General features: G+C 68.0%; 21 protein-coding genes and 1 pseudogene. 1 reads left to right on the forward strand and 21 read right to left on the reverse strand.

What is annotated here, in order from left to right; translation table 11 throughout:
* From fliQ to ACZYZ3_RS09400, 8 genes are all read right to left on the reverse strand, one after another.
* Complete coding sequence (gene fliQ / locus ACZYZ3_RS09365) at nt 1-276, reverse strand: flagellar biosynthesis protein FliQ (protein ID WP_463963545.1); 276 nt, start codon at nt 274-276, stop codon at nt 1-3.
* A complete protein-coding gene (gene fliP / locus ACZYZ3_RS09370; protein WP_463963593.1) occupies nt 273-1,073 on the reverse strand; it encodes a flagellar type III secretion system pore protein FliP in 801 nt (266 codons plus the stop codon). The genes fliQ and fliP overlap by 4 nt, the downstream gene beginning before the upstream one ends.
* A 137-nt stretch (nt 1,074-1,210) precedes the next feature.
* Complete coding sequence (gene fliO / locus ACZYZ3_RS09375) at nt 1,211-1,786, reverse strand: flagellar biosynthetic protein FliO (RefSeq protein WP_463963546.1); 576 nt, start codon at nt 1,784-1,786, stop codon at nt 1,211-1,213.
* Nucleotides 1,787-2,515 (reverse strand): flagellar motor switch protein FliN, encoded by a 729-nt coding sequence (gene fliN / locus ACZYZ3_RS09380; protein WP_463963547.1) that lies wholly within the window; start codon nt 2,513-2,515, stop codon nt 1,787-1,789.
* A complete protein-coding gene (locus tag ACZYZ3_RS09385) occupies nt 2,512-3,408 on the reverse strand; it encodes a flagellar motor switch protein FliM (protein ID WP_463963548.1) in 897 nt (298 codons plus the stop codon). Before ACZYZ3_RS09385 ends, fliN begins: the two co-directional genes overlap by 4 nt.
* 99 nt (nt 3,409-3,507) lie before the next feature.
* Nucleotides 3,508-4,332 carry an OmpA/MotB family protein gene (locus tag ACZYZ3_RS09390; protein ID WP_463963549.1) on the reverse strand — a complete coding sequence of 275 codons (825 nt, stop codon included), beginning with the start codon at nt 4,330-4,332 and terminating at the stop codon, nt 3,508-3,510.
* The gene (locus ACZYZ3_RS09395; protein WP_463963550.1) at nt 4,329-5,144 is read right to left on the reverse strand and encodes a motility protein A; all 816 of its coding nucleotides are present in this window, start codon (nt 5,142-5,144) and stop codon (nt 4,329-4,331) included. The genes ACZYZ3_RS09390 and ACZYZ3_RS09395 overlap by 4 nt, the downstream gene beginning before the upstream one ends.
* 3 nt (nt 5,145-5,147) lie before the next feature.
* Nucleotides 5,148-5,435, reverse strand: a complete 288-nt coding sequence (locus tag ACZYZ3_RS09400; protein WP_463963551.1) for a flagellar FlbD family protein — start codon at nt 5,433-5,435, stop codon at nt 5,148-5,150.
* 221 nt (nt 5,436-5,656) lie between these two features.
* On the opposite strand from ACZYZ3_RS09400, the gene ACZYZ3_RS09405 reads away from it, so the two are divergent.
* Nucleotides 5,657-7,159, forward strand: a complete 1,503-nt coding sequence (locus tag ACZYZ3_RS09405) for a diguanylate cyclase domain-containing protein (protein ID WP_463963552.1) — start codon at nt 5,657-5,659, stop codon at nt 7,157-7,159.
* Nucleotides 7,160-7,275: 116 nt separating this feature from the next.
* Here ACZYZ3_RS09405 and ACZYZ3_RS09410 read toward each other — a convergent pair.
* The 13 genes and pseudogenes from ACZYZ3_RS09410 to ACZYZ3_RS09470 all read right to left on the reverse strand — a co-directional run.
* Nucleotides 7,276-7,467 (reverse strand): annotated as a pseudogene (locus ACZYZ3_RS09410) (putative zinc-binding metallopeptidase); the annotation flags it as partial.
* Nucleotides 7,468-7,538: 71 nt separating this feature from the next.
* A complete protein-coding gene (locus tag ACZYZ3_RS09415; RefSeq protein ID WP_463963553.1) occupies nt 7,539-8,714 on the reverse strand; it encodes a flagellar hook protein FlgE in 1,176 nt (391 codons plus the stop codon).
* Nucleotides 8,715-8,745: 31 nt separating this feature from the next.
* On the reverse strand, nt 8,746-9,180 hold the full coding sequence (locus ACZYZ3_RS09420; RefSeq protein WP_463963554.1) for a flagellar hook assembly protein FlgD: 435 nt from the start codon (nt 9,178-9,180) through the stop codon (nt 8,746-8,748).
* A gap of 18 nt (nt 9,181-9,198) precedes the next feature.
* Nucleotides 9,199-10,644 (reverse strand): flagellar hook-length control protein FliK, encoded by a 1,446-nt coding sequence (locus ACZYZ3_RS09425; RefSeq protein WP_463963555.1) that lies wholly within the window; start codon nt 10,642-10,644, stop codon nt 9,199-9,201.
* A gap of 8 nt (nt 10,645-10,652) precedes the next feature.
* On the reverse strand, nt 10,653-11,327 hold the full coding sequence (locus tag ACZYZ3_RS09430) for a C40 family peptidase (RefSeq protein ID WP_463963556.1): 675 nt from the start codon (nt 11,325-11,327) through the stop codon (nt 10,653-10,655).
* A complete protein-coding gene (locus ACZYZ3_RS09435) occupies nt 11,324-11,758 on the reverse strand; it encodes a flagellar FliJ family protein (RefSeq protein ID WP_463963557.1) in 435 nt (144 codons plus the stop codon). Before ACZYZ3_RS09435 ends, ACZYZ3_RS09430 begins: the two co-directional genes overlap by 4 nt.
* Nucleotides 11,755-13,083 carry a FliI/YscN family ATPase gene (locus tag ACZYZ3_RS09440; protein WP_463963558.1) on the reverse strand — a complete coding sequence of 443 codons (1,329 nt, stop codon included), beginning with the start codon at nt 13,081-13,083 and terminating at the stop codon, nt 11,755-11,757. The genes ACZYZ3_RS09435 and ACZYZ3_RS09440 overlap by 4 nt, the downstream gene beginning before the upstream one ends.
* A complete protein-coding gene (locus ACZYZ3_RS09445) occupies nt 13,080-13,733 on the reverse strand; it encodes a FliH/SctL family protein (protein WP_463963559.1) in 654 nt (217 codons plus the stop codon). The genes ACZYZ3_RS09440 and ACZYZ3_RS09445 overlap by 4 nt, the downstream gene beginning before the upstream one ends.
* Nucleotides 13,723-14,739 carry a flagellar motor switch protein FliG gene (gene fliG / locus ACZYZ3_RS09450; RefSeq protein WP_463963560.1) on the reverse strand — a complete coding sequence of 339 codons (1,017 nt, stop codon included), beginning with the start codon at nt 14,737-14,739 and terminating at the stop codon, nt 13,723-13,725. Before fliG ends, ACZYZ3_RS09445 begins: the two co-directional genes overlap by 11 nt.
* Nucleotides 14,736-16,343: a flagellar basal-body MS-ring/collar protein FliF gene (fliF, locus tag ACZYZ3_RS09455; RefSeq protein ID WP_463963561.1), complete on the reverse strand. Its 1,608-nt coding sequence runs from the start codon at nt 16,341-16,343 to the stop codon at nt 14,736-14,738. The genes fliG and fliF overlap by 4 nt, the downstream gene beginning before the upstream one ends.
* On the reverse strand, nt 16,343-16,648 hold the full coding sequence (fliE, locus tag ACZYZ3_RS09460; RefSeq protein WP_463963562.1) for a flagellar hook-basal body complex protein FliE: 306 nt from the start codon (nt 16,646-16,648) through the stop codon (nt 16,343-16,345). Before fliE ends, fliF begins: the two co-directional genes overlap by 1 nt.
* Nucleotides 16,648-17,040, reverse strand: a complete 393-nt coding sequence (locus ACZYZ3_RS09465) for a flagellar basal body rod protein FlgC (protein ID WP_463963563.1) — start codon at nt 17,038-17,040, stop codon at nt 16,648-16,650. Before ACZYZ3_RS09465 ends, fliE begins: the two co-directional genes overlap by 1 nt.
* Complete coding sequence (locus tag ACZYZ3_RS09470) at nt 17,040-17,381, reverse strand: flagellar basal body rod protein FlgB (RefSeq protein WP_463963564.1); 342 nt, start codon at nt 17,379-17,381, stop codon at nt 17,040-17,042. Before ACZYZ3_RS09470 ends, ACZYZ3_RS09465 begins: the two co-directional genes overlap by 1 nt.
* Nucleotides 17,382-17,384: the final 3 nt, after the last annotated feature.

Genomic DNA, 17,384 nt, shown 5'->3' on the forward strand with positions numbered 1-17,384 from the left:
TCACAGGCCTCCGAGCAGGGAGGGGATCCTGGCGAAGAGATCGTTGGTGAACGCCACCATCTCTGAGATCATCCAGTGGCCGCAGATCAGCAGGGCCACCGCCACGGCCGCGGCCTTGGGCACGAAGGACAGGGTCGCTTCCTGAAGCTGGGTGATGGACTGCAGCAGTGCGATGGCCAGTCCCACCACGAGCGCTGTCACCAGCACTGGGGCCGAGAGCTTGGCCGCGATGATCATGGCCTGAAGGCAGATGTCCAGGACGGCGTTGGCGTTCATCCGGTGCCTGCATAACTTTGGACGAGCGAGGTGATGATCAGGCCCCAGCCGTCCACAAGAACGAAGAGCAGGATCTTGAAGGGCAATGAAATCATCACCGGCGGGAGCATCATCATGCCCATGGACATGAGCGCTGCGGAAACGACGAGGTCGATGACGAGGAACGGAATGAAGATGACAAACCCGATGATGAACGCGGAACGCAATTCCGAAATCATGAAGGCGGGAATGAGGGTCTGCATGGGCACGGCCTCGGGGGTGGCCGGGTTTTCCGCTGCAGCGGCACGGGACATCAGGGCGATGTCCTCTTCCCTGGTGTGGGCCAGCATGAACTGCTGCAGCGGGCCGCTGGCAGCGCCGACCGCGCCGTTGAAGTCGAGGGTGCCGTTGAGGTAGGGCTGGATCCCGATTGTGTTCATCTCGTTGATGACCGGCCACATGACGAAAATCGAGAGGAACAGTGCCAGCCCGGCGAGGACCTGGTTCGGCGGGATGGTCGGCAGCGACAGGGCGTTCCTGGTCATCGCCAGGACCACGAAGATCTTGGTGAAGGACGTCATCATCAGCAGGAGGGCCGGCGCCACCGAGAGCAAGGTGATGCCGATGAGGGTCAGGACTGCCGTCGACGGTTTGCCGTCGAGACCGTTGATCTCGATGTTGACGCTACCCCCGCCGGGGTTCGCCGGATCCGTCGGGGCGACCGGCGGGGTGGGGTCGATGGGGGCAGCGTGGCCGGCCGAGGCGCTCAACCACAGCAGCAGCACCGCGAACACGACGGCGGCAAGGCCGAGGACCATGGCCCTGCCCGGCCGGCTAATGCCGGGCCGGACCGGGCCGGCGGCGGCGGCAGCGGCGGCGGCGGCGGCGGCGGCGGCAGCCGGGAGCGGTGCGGCAGCCGGGAGCGCGGATGCAGAACGGGAAGTCAGAATCCTGGTCAATTGCGGCGTCCGCTCCTGAGAGCGGCAGCGGCCTGCTTCCACGTGGAGCCGGCAAGGATTGAACCGTGCAGGGGCGGGTGGCCGGCCTTGCCGGAGGCGCTGCCGCGCAGTGCCGGCCCCCGAGCATGGGAGTCCCGGTGCAGGGTGCTGCGCCGGGACAGCGGGCCTTTGTCGGCGGTGGCACCGGGAGCCCCTGCGTTGTCCTCGGGAAGTTCCTCGAAACTGGGCTGGCCGCCGGTCAGCGGGCCGAAACCGGAAAGGATACGGGCAAATTCGCCGGCCCCGCGGCGGGCTTCCGGAACTGTGGCTTCAACGGCTTCGGCCGGGATGTCGCCGGTGTGCAGGACGTTGACGGCGTGTTCGGTGACGCCCAGCAGGAAGCGCTGCCCGGCGGCGTCGACGACCACTACAGAGGCCTTCTGTCCGACGCTCTGCCGGCTGACAACGGTCAGTGCACGGTCGGCCCGCCGCCGTCCGGTGCCTTTGCCGAGCCGGCGTTGCAGGAACCACATGAGGCCCAGCACCGCGCCCAGGGCCACGAATACCCGCAGCCCAAGGATCAGTGCGTCCATTCAGCTGAGTCCCTCGGCAACGTCGAGGATGCGGGTGATCCGGACGGCGTAGTCCTGGTCCAGGACCACCACTTCGCCGTGGGCGATCAGCCGCCCGTTGAGCAGGACGTCTGCCGGCGCACCGGCGGAGCGGTCGAGCTCGATGATCTTGCCGGGTTCGAGCGAGAGCACGTCGCGCACCGACATCCGGGTGCGTCCGATCTCCACCGTCAAGGCCATTTCGATGTTGTTGATCCGCCCGAGCCGGCCGGCGACTGCCCCGCCATCGCGGAACACGTCGCCCGTGCGCTCCTGGCTGGTGCTGTGCTCCCGGATGCGGACGGCAAACCAGGCAGCGGCGTTGGCGCCGTCGGTCAGTTCGAAAACCGCGGTGTCCGGGTCCGAAAGCAGCCCGGAGGCGTCGGATTCCCGCAGGTCGCTCAGGACACCTGCGCCGAACACCGAACTCGCGCTTTCCATCGCGGGACGCAGCACGTCCGTCACCGAGACAACGCCGGCTTGGTTTCCCGTCACGCCGCCGGCGGCTTCGTCGAGGAAGGTGCGGTCGCTCAACATGAGCGCGAGGTCTGCGGTAACGGAGCCGACGAAGGTGGCGGCGACGGCCTGCCGGGCGAAGGGCGCGGCGGTGCGGCCCGGCACGAGGGCCAGGACCTTGAGCGCGACCGGGCTCGGCAGTTCTTCAACGAGCCGTTCCGCCGACGATTCGTGCCTGGTCAGGGTGATGCTCATCGGTGATTCTCCTCGATTGTGACAATGACGGCGGCCGCTCGGGACCCATTGCGGGCCGGGGCGGCAGTGGCGAGCCGGGTGCCGTCCAGGGTGAGGTCAAACGGCCGGTTTTCCAGATGCGGCAGGGGCAGGACGTCGCCCACGGCCAGGCCCAGGACCTGGCTGGGGGTGACGAACGACGTCGACAGCCGGACCGACAGCTCCACGGGAACCCGCTCCAACTGAGCGCTCACGCGCGCTGAGGCGTCTCCGCGGTTGTCGGTCGGGTTGACCTTCTTGAGCCGCCCGAGCAGAAGGCTGGCGGGTACGGCCAGGGTGGCGGGGGCGCTCATCTCGCCGACGTTCATGGTGAACGCCGCGACGATCATCAGTTCGCTGGGGGCCGCGGCCTGGGCGAACTGGGAGTTGTACTGGATGGTGTCCACCCGCACGGTTTCGCTCAGCAGCGGTCCCAGGGAGTAGCCGAGGTCCTCGAGTGCCTCGTCCATCAGGCCCTTGACCAGGGCTTGTTCAATCTGGGTGAACTTGCGGTCCGGCATGGGCGCATCATTTGAAGCGCCGAGCATGCGGTTCACCCAGCCGAGGGCGGCCGGGGCCGGGAACTGCACCACGAGCTTGGAATCGAGTCCCTCGACGGTGCACAGCACCATGGCCGTGACCGCGGGCAGGGAGGCTGCGTACTCGTCATAGCTGACCATACTGACGTCTTCGAGCCGGACGACGGACTTGACGCGGACCTTTGCGGTCAGCTGGGTTCCCCATTGGCGGGCGTAGGTTTCGAAAGCGAGTTCAAGGACGCGGCTGTGTTCGCGTGCGAGCGTCGCGGGACGCCGGAAGTCATAGACGCTGACCATCCGCTCCCGTGCCACTCCCCGCTCATCCAGAACACTCACGGTTGCCACTATCGGCAAGGGATCGCGCGGGGTAAGCAGTCTGCCGCAGGCAAATACTTCGAGATACACGGCAGGCATTGTGTGGGCAACAGACAGCTATTATCCGCTGAGCTTCAGCACTTCCGGAATCAGCGCCCGGACGACGTCGGGCTGGTCCGAGATGATCACGATGTCCACCCTGCGGTTCAGCTCCATGAGCTCCGGCGTGGAATCGTCGTTGACCTGGCGCGCGGAGCCGAAGGCGACGGCGCCGATGGTTCCCGGGGCGATCCCGCCGCGGTCCACCATAAAGCGGAGGACATTCACGGCTCGGGCCGAGGAGAGCTCCCAGGTGGACGGGTAGGCGGTCACGCCGTTGGCCGCGTGGCCCTCGACCATGATCTCCAGGGACGCAGGCCCGAGGATGGGCGAGATGATGGTCAGGACCTGGGAGGCCCGTTCGGTGAGTTCCGGCCGGTCCGGCGCGAAGAATGTCTGCGAGCCGACCAGCTTGACCGTGAGCCCGCGCTGGTCGATCTGGAATTCGACGTTTTCGCTGAGCCCGTCGGCCGCCAGGGCGGCCTTCATCTGCTCCTCAAGGGCACGCAGCCGGTCCACTTCCTTGAGGGCCGCGTCGAGTGCGTCGGGAGCCGTTGCGGAATCCGCCGCCTGCAGCGCGGCGAAGGCCTCCAGCTTTTCGTCCACGAGTTCCGGCGGGACCACCGTGCCCTCGGCGGTGTCCACTGTTTCGCTGGCGACGGCCCCGAAGCCGGTGGCCAGGGAATTACGGAGCTTGTCGAACTTGTTGGCGTCCACTGTGGACATGGCGTAAAGGACGATGAAAAGGCACATGAGCACCGTGACCATGTCCATGTAGGACGCCATCCAGCGTTCGTCGACGTGGTGCTCTTCGGGTTTCTTGCGGGGGCGCCGGCGGCCGCTCACGCGGCGGTGTCCATCGTTTCAGCGTCGCCGGCAGCTGCCTTGCGGCCGCTTCCGGAGCTCTTGAGCTGGTGCTCGGGAACCATGGAGCGGAGCCGCTCGGCCAGCAACAGCGGCTGGGCGCCGGCCTGCACGGCGAGCATCCCTTCCATGAGCAGCGTCCGGCGTTCGAGGTCCAACTCGGACAGCCGGGCCAGGCGGCTGCTGAACGGGAGCCAGATGAAGTTGGCGGACAGCAGGCCCCAGAGCGTGGCGACGAAGGCGGCTGCGATCATGTGCCCCAACTCGTCGGGCTTAGACAGGTTTTCCAGCACGTGGGTCAGGGACACAACGGTTCCGACAATGCCGACGGTGGGGGCATACCCGCCGAGCGAGGCGAAGAACTTCGAGGCGGAATGGTCGCTGCGGGACTTCGTGTCGATCTCATCCTCCATCTGCATCCGGAGGTCCTCGGCGTCGGTGCCGTCGGCGATGTTCTGCAGCGCCCGGGCCAGAAAGGGATCGTTGACGCCGGCAGCTTCTTCCTCGAGGGACAGCAGGCCCTCGCTGCGCGCCTTTTCCGCGAACCGGACCATCTGGTCGATGCTGTCCTGCGGCTTCGCGGTTTTTCCGATGAACATCCCCGGCACCGCTTTGAACGCCTGGATCACGTCCTTGAAGGTGTTACCGGCAAGCCCGATGGCCAAGGTGGCCCCGAAGACGAGGATCATGGGGGCGGGCAGCAGCAGTGACGAGAGGCTGCCGCCTTCCAGCAGGACCATGACGATGAGGGAGCCAAAGGCGAGGAGCAGTCCAATGACTGTTGCGGGATCCATGGATTACTTTCTTGGGGGCTCAGGTGCGGGGCGGCGGCCGGCGTCCGCGGGGTCCGACGGCGGCACGAGGCTCAACGGGTATCCCGTCACGGCGGGAAAATCCCGTGCCTTACTCAGGACATACGCCCGGTAGTCGGCGATGAGTTCGACCACGTCGGCGAGGCTTTCCAGCACCACATAGGCGGCGCCGTCGAGGGTCACCAGGTGGGTGTCGGGGCTCTCGTGGATACGCTCGATCAGGTCCGGATTGACCGCGAAGCGCGTTCCGTTGAGGCGTGTGACGACGATCATGGGCCGATTCTGCTCTGTTAGTAGGTGGCGGTGTTCTTGTACTTACTGTCGGCATCGCGGGCATATCCGTTAGGCGCGGGGCGACTGCGTCTGCCTGAAGCGCGACTCTGGGCCGTAATACGCGTCACATCCGCTTGCGGTGGCTAAAGTGGGCTGTCGGCACCATCGCGGCGCGGGTTCCAGCAATCGTCAAACTTACTTCACAACTTGGGAGCGTCTCCGTGGCACCGCAATGGCTTCGCGCGATCGGCAGCTTTTTTCCCCGCGGTTCCAGACTCCCCGAGCCGGCATGGGCGTTCCGCCACCGGATGATCGCAGGGTTCGTGGTGGCCTCGACCCTGGCCGCCACCGTGTTCGCAGTATCCCAGGGGACCGATCCGGGACACGCGCTACTGGAGGCGGCCGTGCCTGTCCTGATGGCGGCGGTTGCGTGGCGGGCCCGCTGGGGACGCCGCTTCCGGGCCACCCTGACCTCGATGGCACTCATGGCGGTGGCGGCCATGTCCGTCCATGCGTCGAGCGCCATCGAAGCGCACTTCCTGTTCTTCATCATGGTGCCGATTGTGGCCCTCTACGAGGACTGGACTCCGCTCGCGGCCGCGGCGGCGGTGGTCTTCACCCATCACGGCGTGCTCGGGGCACTGGCGCCCCAGCACCTCTACAACCATCCAGCTGCCCTGCAGGATCCCCTGGTGTGGGGATTCATCCACAGTGCCCTCTTCCTCGCCATCTGTGCCACGAGCATCCTGCACTGGACCATCCACGAGCGGGCCCGGGCTGAGGAAACCGTTCTGCTGGACCGGCTTGCCAGCCAGGCCCTGCACGATCCGCTGACCGGGCTGGCCAACCGCACTCTGCTGCACAACCGGCTGAAAGCGGCCAGTACGGCGGGCGCGCCGCTGCTGGTGCTCTCCGTGGATATTGACGGGTTCAAACCGGTGAATGATTCCTATGGCCATGCCGCCGGTGATGCCGTCCTGCTCGAACTGGCGCGCCGCATCCAGACCTGCTGCCGCGCCGGCGACACCGCGGCGCGGACCGGCGGCGACGAATTCACGGTCCTGCTGCCGGGCTCCGGCGGCGACGTTGCAGGCAGCATGGCACGGCGGGTCATGAAGGCTGTGGCGGCGCCGGTCCACGTGGCCGGGGCGGAACTGCATATGACGGCTAGCGTGGGTGTGGCCCTCGGCTCAGGGGCGGATGAGGTCGAAGACCTGCTGGAGTGGGCAGACCAGGCCATGTACGCGGCAAAGCACGCCGGCAGGGACCGGTATGTGGTCTACGACCGGCTCAGCGCGTTCGACTCCGGCTGCACCCTGCCCATCGACCCGGAGCAGGCGCGGTCCTGGGCCGCGTACACCAGGACCCTACGGGACGAGATCGCCACGGCCAAGCGCGTTGGCCGCTTGCCGGAACAGACCCGGGGGCCGGAAACGGCCCGGCGGACCCTGGAGTCCCTGCTGGCTGCGATCGATCAGCTGCCGCCCGGCCACGATCCCGCCGGAATGCTCCTTCCCGAGCGGACTGCGCTTCAGGAGTTCGTCTTCCACCATGAACTGGTCCAGCAATGGACCGATTCACTGACCCGCCAGGAGATCCTCGACGTGCCCCGGCCCGCCGAGGCCACAGCTTTCTGGGACGCACTGCGCCGGACGGTGACAGACCCCGGACCCGGCAGTGCTGGCGGAGCAGTGCCGTTGGGCGCCAGCGCTGCAACCGGCTGACGGACCGCTTCAGGCCGGCTGCAGGACGGGAACCGCCGGATGCTCAGCAGCGAAGCCCGTAGACGAACTCGAGCTTGTCGATCACCGCGCCCGGAAGGACGAACGGGTATCGGTCTGCGCTGCCCCATGCTCCGGTTGACCTGATTCGGCGCGATCGACAGCGGCAGCCAGACTGTCTCAACCAACGTGCGGAACGGCGGGGTTCTCGGCGGCGTCGAAATCAGGCCGAATTCCCGGGCGGTATCGATGGCGTCCGTGATGTGCAGATAGTGGGCGAAGGACTCGGCAAAGTCCTCATTGGGGTGCACCTGGCTAGCCCCGAACCCGGACGCACCCGGCGCCCGAGAGGGGCGCCGGGTGCGTCCGGGTGAATCGAAGGTTAGCGCTTGAGGTTGCCGAGTTCCTGCAGGACTTCATCCGAGGTGGTGATGATGCGGGCGTTGGCCTGGAAGCCGCGCTGGGCAACAATCAGGTTGGTGAACTCCTGCGAGAGGTCCACGTTGGACATTTCCAGGGAGCCGCCGGACAGGCTGCCGATGCCGGCGTCGCCTGCTCCGCCGAGTTGCACGCCACCGGAATTGGCGGTGGCAACATAGGAGGAGCCCCCGGCCTTCTCCAGTCCCGAGGGGTTGGTGAACTTGGCCAGCGCAATCTTGGCGAGGACCTGCTTGACGCCGTTGCTGAAGGAACCGATCACGGATCCGTCGCTGCCGAGGGTGTAGGACTCCAGTTTGCCGGCCGCAGAGCCGTTCTGGCCGCTGACGGCGAGTGAGGTCAGCCCCGCGTAGGACGTGACAGCAGGGAGGTTGACGGTAACGGCTCCGCCGTCAATCCTGACCGGGTTGCCCGAGGTCAGCGCTCCGCTGCTGTTGAATACCAGGGAACCGTCGGTTGTGACCCCGCCATCATTCGACACATCCCACCCGGCAGGAGTCTTGCTGAAGGTGAGCGCCAAATCCTTCTCTGCGCCCTGGGCGTCGTAGGTCTTGACGACGCGCTCAAGCTTGGTGCCGTCCGCAGCGTCGCCGGGCAGGTTACCGTCCACCGCCACCGTCGACGTTGCTTTCGCGGGAACCAGATTGTTCGAGTTCAGGGTGATGCCGCTGACCGGGCCGCCGGTGTTGACCACACCGTCGACGGCCGACCAGCCTTGCAGGATGCCGCCGTCGGGGCTGACCAGCTGTCCGGCGGCGTCGGGGCTGAAGGCGCCGGCGCGGGTGAAGAGCTGCTGGCCGCCCTTGCTCGTGACGAAGAAGCCGTCGCCGGAGATCATCATGTCCGTGGCGCGGCCCGTGCTCTGCGAGGAGCCCTGGGCAAAGTTGGTGCTGACGCCGGCGACCCGGACGCCGAGGCCGACCTGGGCCGGGTTACTGCCGCCGGTCTCGCCCTGCGGCGCGGAGGCGCCCTGGGTCATCTGCGAGAGGGTGTCCTGGAACTGGGTGGAGGACGCCTTGAAGCCTGCCGTGTTGACGTTGGCGATGTTGTTGCCGGTGACGTCCAGCATGGTCTGGTGGGCACGAAGGCCGGAGATTCCGGAGTACAGCGAGCGGAGCATGGGAACTGCCTTTCTACGGGTGGAAAACTGGTCAGGAAGCGGCCGGAGCGGTCAAGCCGGTGATGGAGTCTAGGGGGATGGACAGCTCGCCGACCTTGACGACCGGAACTGCCCCGGAGTAGGACACCGAACTGGCGGTGCCGGTGCCGGTAGTGCCGTCGTCAAGCGTGTAGCCGACGGAATGGCCGATCAGCTGCGCAGCGGCCTGCCGCATCTGCAGCGAGAACCCTTCCTTGCTGTTCGTGGTCAGTTCCTGCATCTTCTCCATCATGGAGAGCTGGATGGTCTGGCTCATCATCTGGTTGGTGTCCATGGGAGCGCTCGGGTTCTGGTTCTTGAGCTGAGCCACCAGGAGGGACATAAAGACCTCCGAATCCATGGTCTGCACGGGTGCCCGGACGGCAGTTGCCTGGGCGGTCTGCCCCGCGGCCGTGACCGGCTGCGGGGCAATGGGCTGGATCGTCATGAGTCGCGTTCCTTCGTGTCAGACAAGAATGTCGAGGGTGGTCTGGGGGCCGTTCAGGATCCTGGCGTCGCGCAGGGCGTCGTCATCGGCCAAGGATGCCCAGCGGTGGCCGGGGCGCGGATCGCCCGGGCCGTTGCGGTTGCCCTGCCCGGAGCCGGAGTCCCGCGCGGCGCCGCCCTGGCTGGCACGGTCCTGGCTGGTTCCGTTCCGGGCCGAACTGCCCGGCCCGGTGTCCTCGGAGACGTCGAGGCTGGCACCGAAGCCTGCATCGGCGAGTTCCTTGCGGAGTTCCGGCAGGATCCCGCGGATGGCCTCGCGTCCGGCGTCGCCCGGGGCGAAGAGCTCGATCCGCACGCCGGCGGCATCAATGTGCGCCCTGACAGTCATCGGGCCCAGGTCCTCGGGGGTCACCTGCAGCGTCATGATGTGCTGGCCCTGGGGGGCGCCGGCGAGCGTGAAGAGCGGCTTGGCCAACTGCGGCTGGAGCGTGGCGCCCGGCTGGGGAGCCGCTGGGGCTGCGGGTTGCGGCGCGGCAGCGGTTGGCGACGTCGGCTGGCCGGCCGGCGCTGCGACCGCCGTTGCGGCCGCCGCTGCGGTTCCGGTGGCGGCGAGGGCGTCCCCTGATGCCGTGACGGGAGCGGTGGCGGGAGTGGTCCCGGTCCGGGCGGGTCCTGGGCTGACCCCCTCGGCGAGGGCTGCGGCCGGGAAGTCTGATGCACTTCCGCCGGCGGCCGCGGTGCGTAGGGGGGCCGTCGACGACGGCGCCCCTGCTGGGTCCGTGTTCGGTGCCGGAACGTTGCCCAGAACGGTGGCGGACCGCGTGCCCGTGACTGGCGCCGCGGGCGGGCCGGCTTCCGCGCTGCCGGAAGCGACGCCGGAGGGGCCGCCGATGTTCAGCGCCTGGTCGGCTACGGGCCCCTGCCCGGTGAAGGCAGGTGCGGTGATGGTCTGCAGACCGGGTGTCTGTGCCGTCCCCGGCGCTGCGGTCTGGAGGGCCGCCGGCTGGGTGGTCGCGGCCAACAGCGTTCCCGGCACGGCAAGCCGAGGGTCGGGCCCGGAGGTTGTTGCCACAGTCGCCGGGGCACCTGGCGGCGCCTGGCCGTCCTGCACCGGGAGACCGGGCGCCCATGTCAGCTGTGCCGGCTGGTCCGCGGGGCCTCCGGCGACGTCACCGGAAGCGTGCCCGGCGGACTCTGCAAAGGCCGCGCCCTCATTCCCGGCGGCAACGGCCGGGATCTGCACAGCGGCCGAACCGACGTCGGCGCCCTGAGCGGCGCGGTCGGCGGCGCTGTCCGCGCCGGCGTCGTCGGTCTGCCGGTGCGCAGCGTCGGCAACACCATGGACGTCATTGAAGACGGTGTCGAAAGACTCCGCTTCGGTGTTCCCGGCCTCGGACCGGGAACGTGCGCCCTGCCCGGAGTCGCGGCCCTGGACCGGCGCGGCCAGTGCGGAAGTCAGATCCATGCCTTTCATCACGCCGTCCCGGCCGGGACGATACGCCGGATGGAGGTCAGGTTGGAATGCTGTTCCCAGGCGTCGCGGATCTGGATGGTCTTGCCGGGGACCGGCGCGTCGATGGCCTTGCCGTTGCCAAGGTAGATGGAGATGTGGTTCCCGCCGAAGCTCACCAGCAGGTCACCGGGCTTGGCCTCGGCCAGGGACGCTACCGGCGTGCCTTGGCGCATCTGGTCACTCACCACGCGGGGAATCTCGACGCCGAGGTCCTTGAACACCCGCTGGGTGAAGCCGGAGCAGTCCATGCCGGTGGCCGGGTTCGTGCCGCCCCAGACGTAGGGCACGCCGATGTACTTCTTGGCCATGGCCACAACGTCGGTGCCCGTCGCCGCACCGGCCGCGGGAACGGTTGCGGGCGCGGTGATGCCCTTCAGTGCCCCGACCGCCGCCGTGCTGCCCATGCCCAGGCTGTTCGCGAGGGACGAACTGCCGTTCCCGCTGGTCCCGCCCAGCGCCGCGGTCAGGGCGTCGGTGAAGGATGCCGCGTCGCCGCTTCCCGTCCCGGTGGCGAGCGAGGTCGCGGCCGCCGACTTCAGCGCTGCGGGATTGGTCTCAGCCGCCGTGGGGCGTGTCAATTCAGCGATCATCGATTGGATGCCCTGCATCCGGCCGATGGCTTCGGTCATGCTCATGACGTCACCTCCTGCTCTTCCCGGTGCCAGACGGTGGACGCGATCTCATCCAGGGTCGATTGTTCGGCACGCAGGTCCGCGGAGTGGACCTCGGCCTCGTGGCGGGCCTGCAGCTTCTCCAGGCCGACCGAACGCGTGCGGGCGGCGGTGAACTCATCCCGTGCGGTTGCTTCCTCGGTCTCCGCGATCCTCGAGAGGTTCTGCAGGTCTGCGAGCATGCTGTGGGACGAGGACCGCGCCGCGGCAACGGCCCGCAGGGATGCGGAGCTGGAAATGGGCGCATCACCCGCGGCCAGTTCGCGGCGCGCGGCGGCTTCGCGGGCCCGCACGGAACTGGAGCGGGAGCGGGCACCGGCCAGTCCGGTGGCCGCCTGGTCCTGCTGGATCTGGCGGAGGCGCAGGAGCCCTGCCAGTGAGAATTGGCGGTTCATGCTGCTGCTCCCAGGATCGAGGTGAGGTGGGCGAGCCGTTGCCAGGAGTCGTGGTGGGCGGTGGACTCGTCCATCGGCTGCTGCAGGAAAGTGCTGACGTCCTGCTCGTGGTTCAGGGCCGCGTCGACCAGCGGGTTGGTGCCCGCCTGGTAGGCGCCGACGTCAATCAGGTCCTGGGCGGCCTTCCGGGCTGCGAGGACGCGCCGGAGGGTCGCCGCCGCGTCAAGGTGCGGGCGGGAGTTGACCTTTGTGGCGACGCGGGAGACCGAGCCGAGCACGTCCACCGAGGGGAAGTGCCCGGTGACGGCAAGTTTCCGGTCCAGGACCACGTGGCCGTCAAGGATCGACCGGGCCGCGTCGGCGATCGGTTCGTTGTGGTCATCGCCGTCCACCAGCACGGTGTAGATGCCCGTGACGGAGCCGGTCTCAGCGGTGCCGGCGCGTTCCAGCAGCCGGGCCAGGATGGAAAAGGTCGACGGCGGGTAGCCCCGGGTCGCGGGCGGCTCGCCGGCGGAGAGCCCGATCTCGCGCTGGGCCATCGCCACGCGGGTGAGGGAATCCATCATCAGGACCACGTCCTGGCCCTTGTCCCGGAAGGATTCGGCGATGCGGGTCGCGGTGAACGCTGCGCGCATGCGCATCAGAGCGGGTTCGTCCGAGGTGGCGACGACAACGACGGAGCGGGCCAGCCCGGCAGGGCCGAGATCGTCCTCGAGGAACTCGCGGACCTCACGGCCGCGCTCCCCGACGAGGGCGATCACCGAAACCTCGGCGTCGGTGCCGCGGGCGATCATCGACAGCAGGGACGACTTTCCGACGCCGGAACCGGCGAAGAGTCCCATGCGCTGGCCTTTGCCGAGTGTGGTCATGGTGTCCAGCACGCGGACGCCGGTTTGCAGTGCCGTGTCGATGCGGGCGCGCTTCATGGCGTTGGGGGCTTCGTTGTCGATCGGTACGCGGGGACCGCTGTTGAGTGGCCCCTTGCCGTCAATGGGCCTCCCGAGGCCGTCAATGACCCGGCCGAAGAGCCCCGATCCGGTCGGGACGAGGACGGTGCCGCCCTTGGCCCGGACGGGATCGCCGGCCGCGACACCGGCGAGCCGGCCCAGCGGCATGCAGCGCACGGAGCTGTCCAGGGCCGCCACCACCTCGGCGTCCAGTCCCGGGTTCGAGCCCACGGTCACCAGATCGCCCAGGGCGCAGTCGAGTCCGGACACTTCAAGGCCGAGGCCCATCACCGAGGTCACAACGCCGACCCGCTGCGGGGCGGCGGCGCGCAGGGCCGAAACGTAGTCTGCCCCCTTGGGGCGCCACTCGGCGATCATCGCGGGTCCCCCGGCGGATTCTCTGCCCGGTCCTGGTCGCCCAGGAGCGCAGCGCGGGCGCGTGCCAAGGCGCTGCCGAGGCTGGCGTCGAGCCAACCCTGCTGGTATTCGACCTTGGCGTCGCCGCGGTTGAGCGACTGGTCGGCCAGCAGCGGCAAGCCGGCCGGCAGGTCCTGGCCTTCCTTGGCGAGGACCTGGATGTCAGCCGGGTTCAGCCGGATGGCCAGCACTGTGGCGGCGTCATGTCCGGAAAGGGCCCGGTCCAGGGCGGCGCGGGCGGTCCGGGTGCCGTCAGCCAGTTCGTAGCCCAGGATGGCCTCGGCGAGCTCCAGGGCGGTGCGGGCAAGGACCTCCTCGGCGTCGTGCAGGGCCTGGACGTTCCGGTAGGCGAAGTCCGTCCGTGCCACGGCGAGGGCGCGCACCGCGCGGTCGAGGTCCTGCTGCCCGGAGGCCAGCGTGGCGGCCTGCTCGGCGGCCATGCGGTCACGCCAGCGGCGCTGTTCCTTCGCGGCGGCACGGACGCCCGCAGCGTATCCGGCCGCGTGCCCTTCGGTGTAACCGGCCTGTTCGTTGGCGGGCCCGCTGGCGCGGAGCGAGGGGAAGATGATCCGGGCCGGGGCGCTGTCGGTAGCGGTCCCGTCAGTAGACATAGTCTTCTTCGTCCCCGCGCTGGATGGTGATCTGGCCTTCCGCCTCGAGTTCGCGGATGGAGCGGACCACGGCGGCACGGGCTTCTTCGATCTGCGAGGCACGCAGCGGCCCCAGCGCGGCGATCTCGGATTCGAGGATTTCCAGGTTGCGGCCGGAAACGTTGGTGGTGATGGTCTCCAGGACGGGCTCCGAGGCCCCCTTCATGGCCACCGCCAGCACGGACGCGTCGAGGCCGCGGAGGACCAGCTGCACGTCGCGGCGTTCCAGTTTCACGATGTCATCGAAGGTGACCATCTGGGCGCGGATTTCCCCCGCGAGGTCCGGGTCCAGCAGGTCCAGACCGTCCAGCACGGAGCGTTCCGTGCCGGCGTCGGTCCGGTTGATGATTTCCAGCAGCGGCTGGATGCCGCCCACCACCTTGGATGCCTGCTGTGAGACGGCCGCGCCGCCGCGAAGTTTGAGGGTGTCGGCTACGATCCCGATTGCCTCGGGGGCACCGGAACCCATGGTCGCGATGCTCAGCGCGACGTCGGCCCGCAGCGATCCGGGCAGCCCGGACATCACGGCGGAGGCCTTGCGGGGGCTGAGGTGCGCCAGGACCAGGGCGATGGTCTGCGGCAGTTCGCCGTCGATCAGGGCAAGGATCTGGACCGGTTCAATGTCCTCGAGGAACTCAAAGGACTTGCCGGCCATGTTGACTGTGAGCCGGTTGAGCAGGCCGGCGGCCTTTTCCGAGCCGAAGGACGCTTCCAGCAGGCCTTCCGCCAGCTCACGGCCGCCGCGGGCCTGCCGTGTGCTGGACATCGCTGCTTCGTGGAAGTCCTTCATGATCTGCTCGGCGACCTCCGGATCCACTCTGCGGAGCCTGACGATTTCCGCCGCGATGTCCTCGGCCTCGGTGTCGTTGAACTGGGCCATCACCTTGGCGGCGTTGGCCGGGCTCATCTGCATGAGGACTACGGCGGCACGCTGGGCACCGGTGAGGGTCGAATCGGCTAGTTTCATACCGGCTGCCTGTCATCCATGAGGCCGCGCAGGTAGTCGGCCGCTTTCTCCGGGTTGGAGGCAACCATGTTGTCGATCTCGAAGCGGCGGCGCTCAGCCTCCACCTGGGCTGGCGGCGGCACCATCGGCGGCAGGGCGGTGAGCGGGATGGAGGACGTCGCGGGTCCCGGAGGCAGCGCTGAGACGGTTGGCATCACCGGCATCATTTCCAGGTCGAGGCGCTCGCCGAGATCCACCGGTTCGCGCTTTTGCCGGCGGCGGAGCACCAGCGCCATGACGAGGGCCAGAATCAGCAGGCCCAGCAGGATGCTGCCGGCGGTCATCAGCGTGCCGAAGAACGCGGCTTGTTTCTCGGCTTCAAGGTCGGCCTTTGCCGCTTCGAGGGACGCCGCGGCCTGGTCAGCGGCGGCGGTGCTGAAAGGCACCACCTCAACGGTCACCACGTCGCCCCGGGCGGCGTCGACGCCGGCGGCGGCGGTGACCAGGGCGGTCAGCGAAGCGAGATTGAGCCCGCCAGCGGAGGCCTGGTCGACGGCCACGGAAATGGTCTGCCGCTTGACGGCTCCTGCCGGGATCACCCGGTCCTCGGTGATCTTGTTGACGGCGTTGTTCTTGGTCTCGGTGGACGAATCGAAACTGCCGTTCCCGCTCGTGTCGCCGGGAACCGCAATGTTGTCCGGGCCAAGAACGCCTGCGGCGCCTCCCCCGGTGCCGGTGTACTTCTCCGTTTTGGAGGATTCGCTGAGCGGAAGCGCTCCCTCGGCGTTGGCGAAGGTTTCGCTCTTCTGCTGCGCTGATTCGCCAGTGACGTCCGCGGCCACGGCCACGGTGGAGTTCCCCGGCCCCACCACGCGGTCCATGACGGCCTCCACGGCGTCGGAGGTGCGCTGCTGGTAGTCGGTGGCCTGCTTGGAAGCGGATCCCGCCGCACCGGCGCCGACAGCGGACAGGACGTTGCCCTGCGAGTCGACGACCGAGACGTTGGCAGGCTTGAGGTTTTCGATGGCGGCCGAGGTCAGGTGGACGATCGCCTGGACCTTGTCGCCGGAAAGCGTGGAGCCGGGGGCGGTCTCGACAAAGACGGAAGCGGTGGTGTCCGGGGTCTTCGAAACGAAGACGGTCTTTTCCGGAATGGCCAGGCGGACAGCAGCGGTCTTCACCCCTTCCATGGCGGTAATCGTGCTCGCCAGTTCCCCCTCAAGGGCCCGCTTATAGGTGACGGACTGCTGGAATTCGGACGACGTGACGCCCATCTTGTCCAGCAGGGAGTAGCCGGTGGCAGCGGCTGTGGGGAGGCCCGCGGCGGCGGCCTTGAGGCGCTCGTCGTAGACCCTGTCCTGCGGCACGAGGATGGTGGAGCCGCCGTCGCTGAGCTCATACGGCACGTTGTCAGCGCGCAGTTGCTCCACGATGCCATTGGCGTCAGTGTCCTTGAGCCCGGAGAACAGCGGCGTCAGGGCAGGCTTGGACAGCCAGGCCGAGAGGGCAATGATGCCAACCACCAGCAGGGCGGCGCCGATGGCGGCGACCGTGCGCTGACCGGCGGTGAAACCTTTGAGGCCCGCGCCGAAGCGCTGGAAGAAGACCGTGATCTGCGGAGGCATCAGGCCTGCATCCTCATGATCTCATTGAAGGCGTCAACGCCCTTGTTGCGCATGGTGGCCACGAGCTCGAGGGTGATCTGGGCGCGGCTGGCCGCGAGTGTGGCGTTATGGATGTCGTCCAGGTTGCCGGTGACGGCGGAGACGGCGAGCTCTTTCGACGTCGACTGCAGCTGCTGGAGGTTGTCCACCGCGCCCGTGAGCGACGCGCCGAAGGCTGAGCCGTCAGTGCCGGTGGCGGCCCCCGCACCGGAGAGGTAGCCGGTGGGCATGACGCCCTGGACCGGGGCGATTGGGGAAACAGGCATCAGGATCTTCCAATCTCAAGGGCGGCCAGGTAGCTTTCGCGGGCGCGGTCCACAACCTGCGCGTTTGCCTGGTAACCGCGCTGGGCAATGATGAGGGCGCCCATCTGTTCGGCCATGTCGATGTCCGGATATTTCACGTTGCCGTCTGCGTCCGCGAGCGGATGGTCCGGCTGGTAAACGATCCGGCCTTCGCCGTTGCCGAGCTGGGTGCTCTTGACGTAGACGCCGGATCCCTCGGCACCTTCGGCAGCCTCGACGTACCTGGCCTGGAAGGCCGGTCCGTTGGTGGCCGACGCGTTGTTCATGTTGGCCAGGTTGTCCGAGACAGAGTCGAGCCATTTGCGGTGCACGGTCAAGGCCGAGCCGGCGATGCCGATAGCGTCAAAAGTCATTAGTTGGTCCTCATCGCGGCACGCACTGCATTGAATTCCCCGCCAATGGCCCGGGCGGCGAACTGGAACCGCAGCACGGTGTCGATGTTGGAGAGGGTCTCGGTGTCCAGGTTGACGTTGTTGCCATTCAACTGGGTGGGCTCCAGCGAGGCGCCGGTGGTGGCGCCAACCGTGCCTTCCCCGGACCGCACGGAGTCCGCGAGGGCAGCCTCGAAGCTGACGCGCTTCGCGTGGTAGTTCGGCGTGTTGACGTTCGCGATGTTGTTCGCGATGGCGCGCTGGCGCAGCGCCAAACCGTCCATGGCGCTGGCCAGGGCGGCGGAAGTCACGGATTCGAGCACAGA

Source organism: Pseudarthrobacter linnaei (assembly GCF_055412825.1).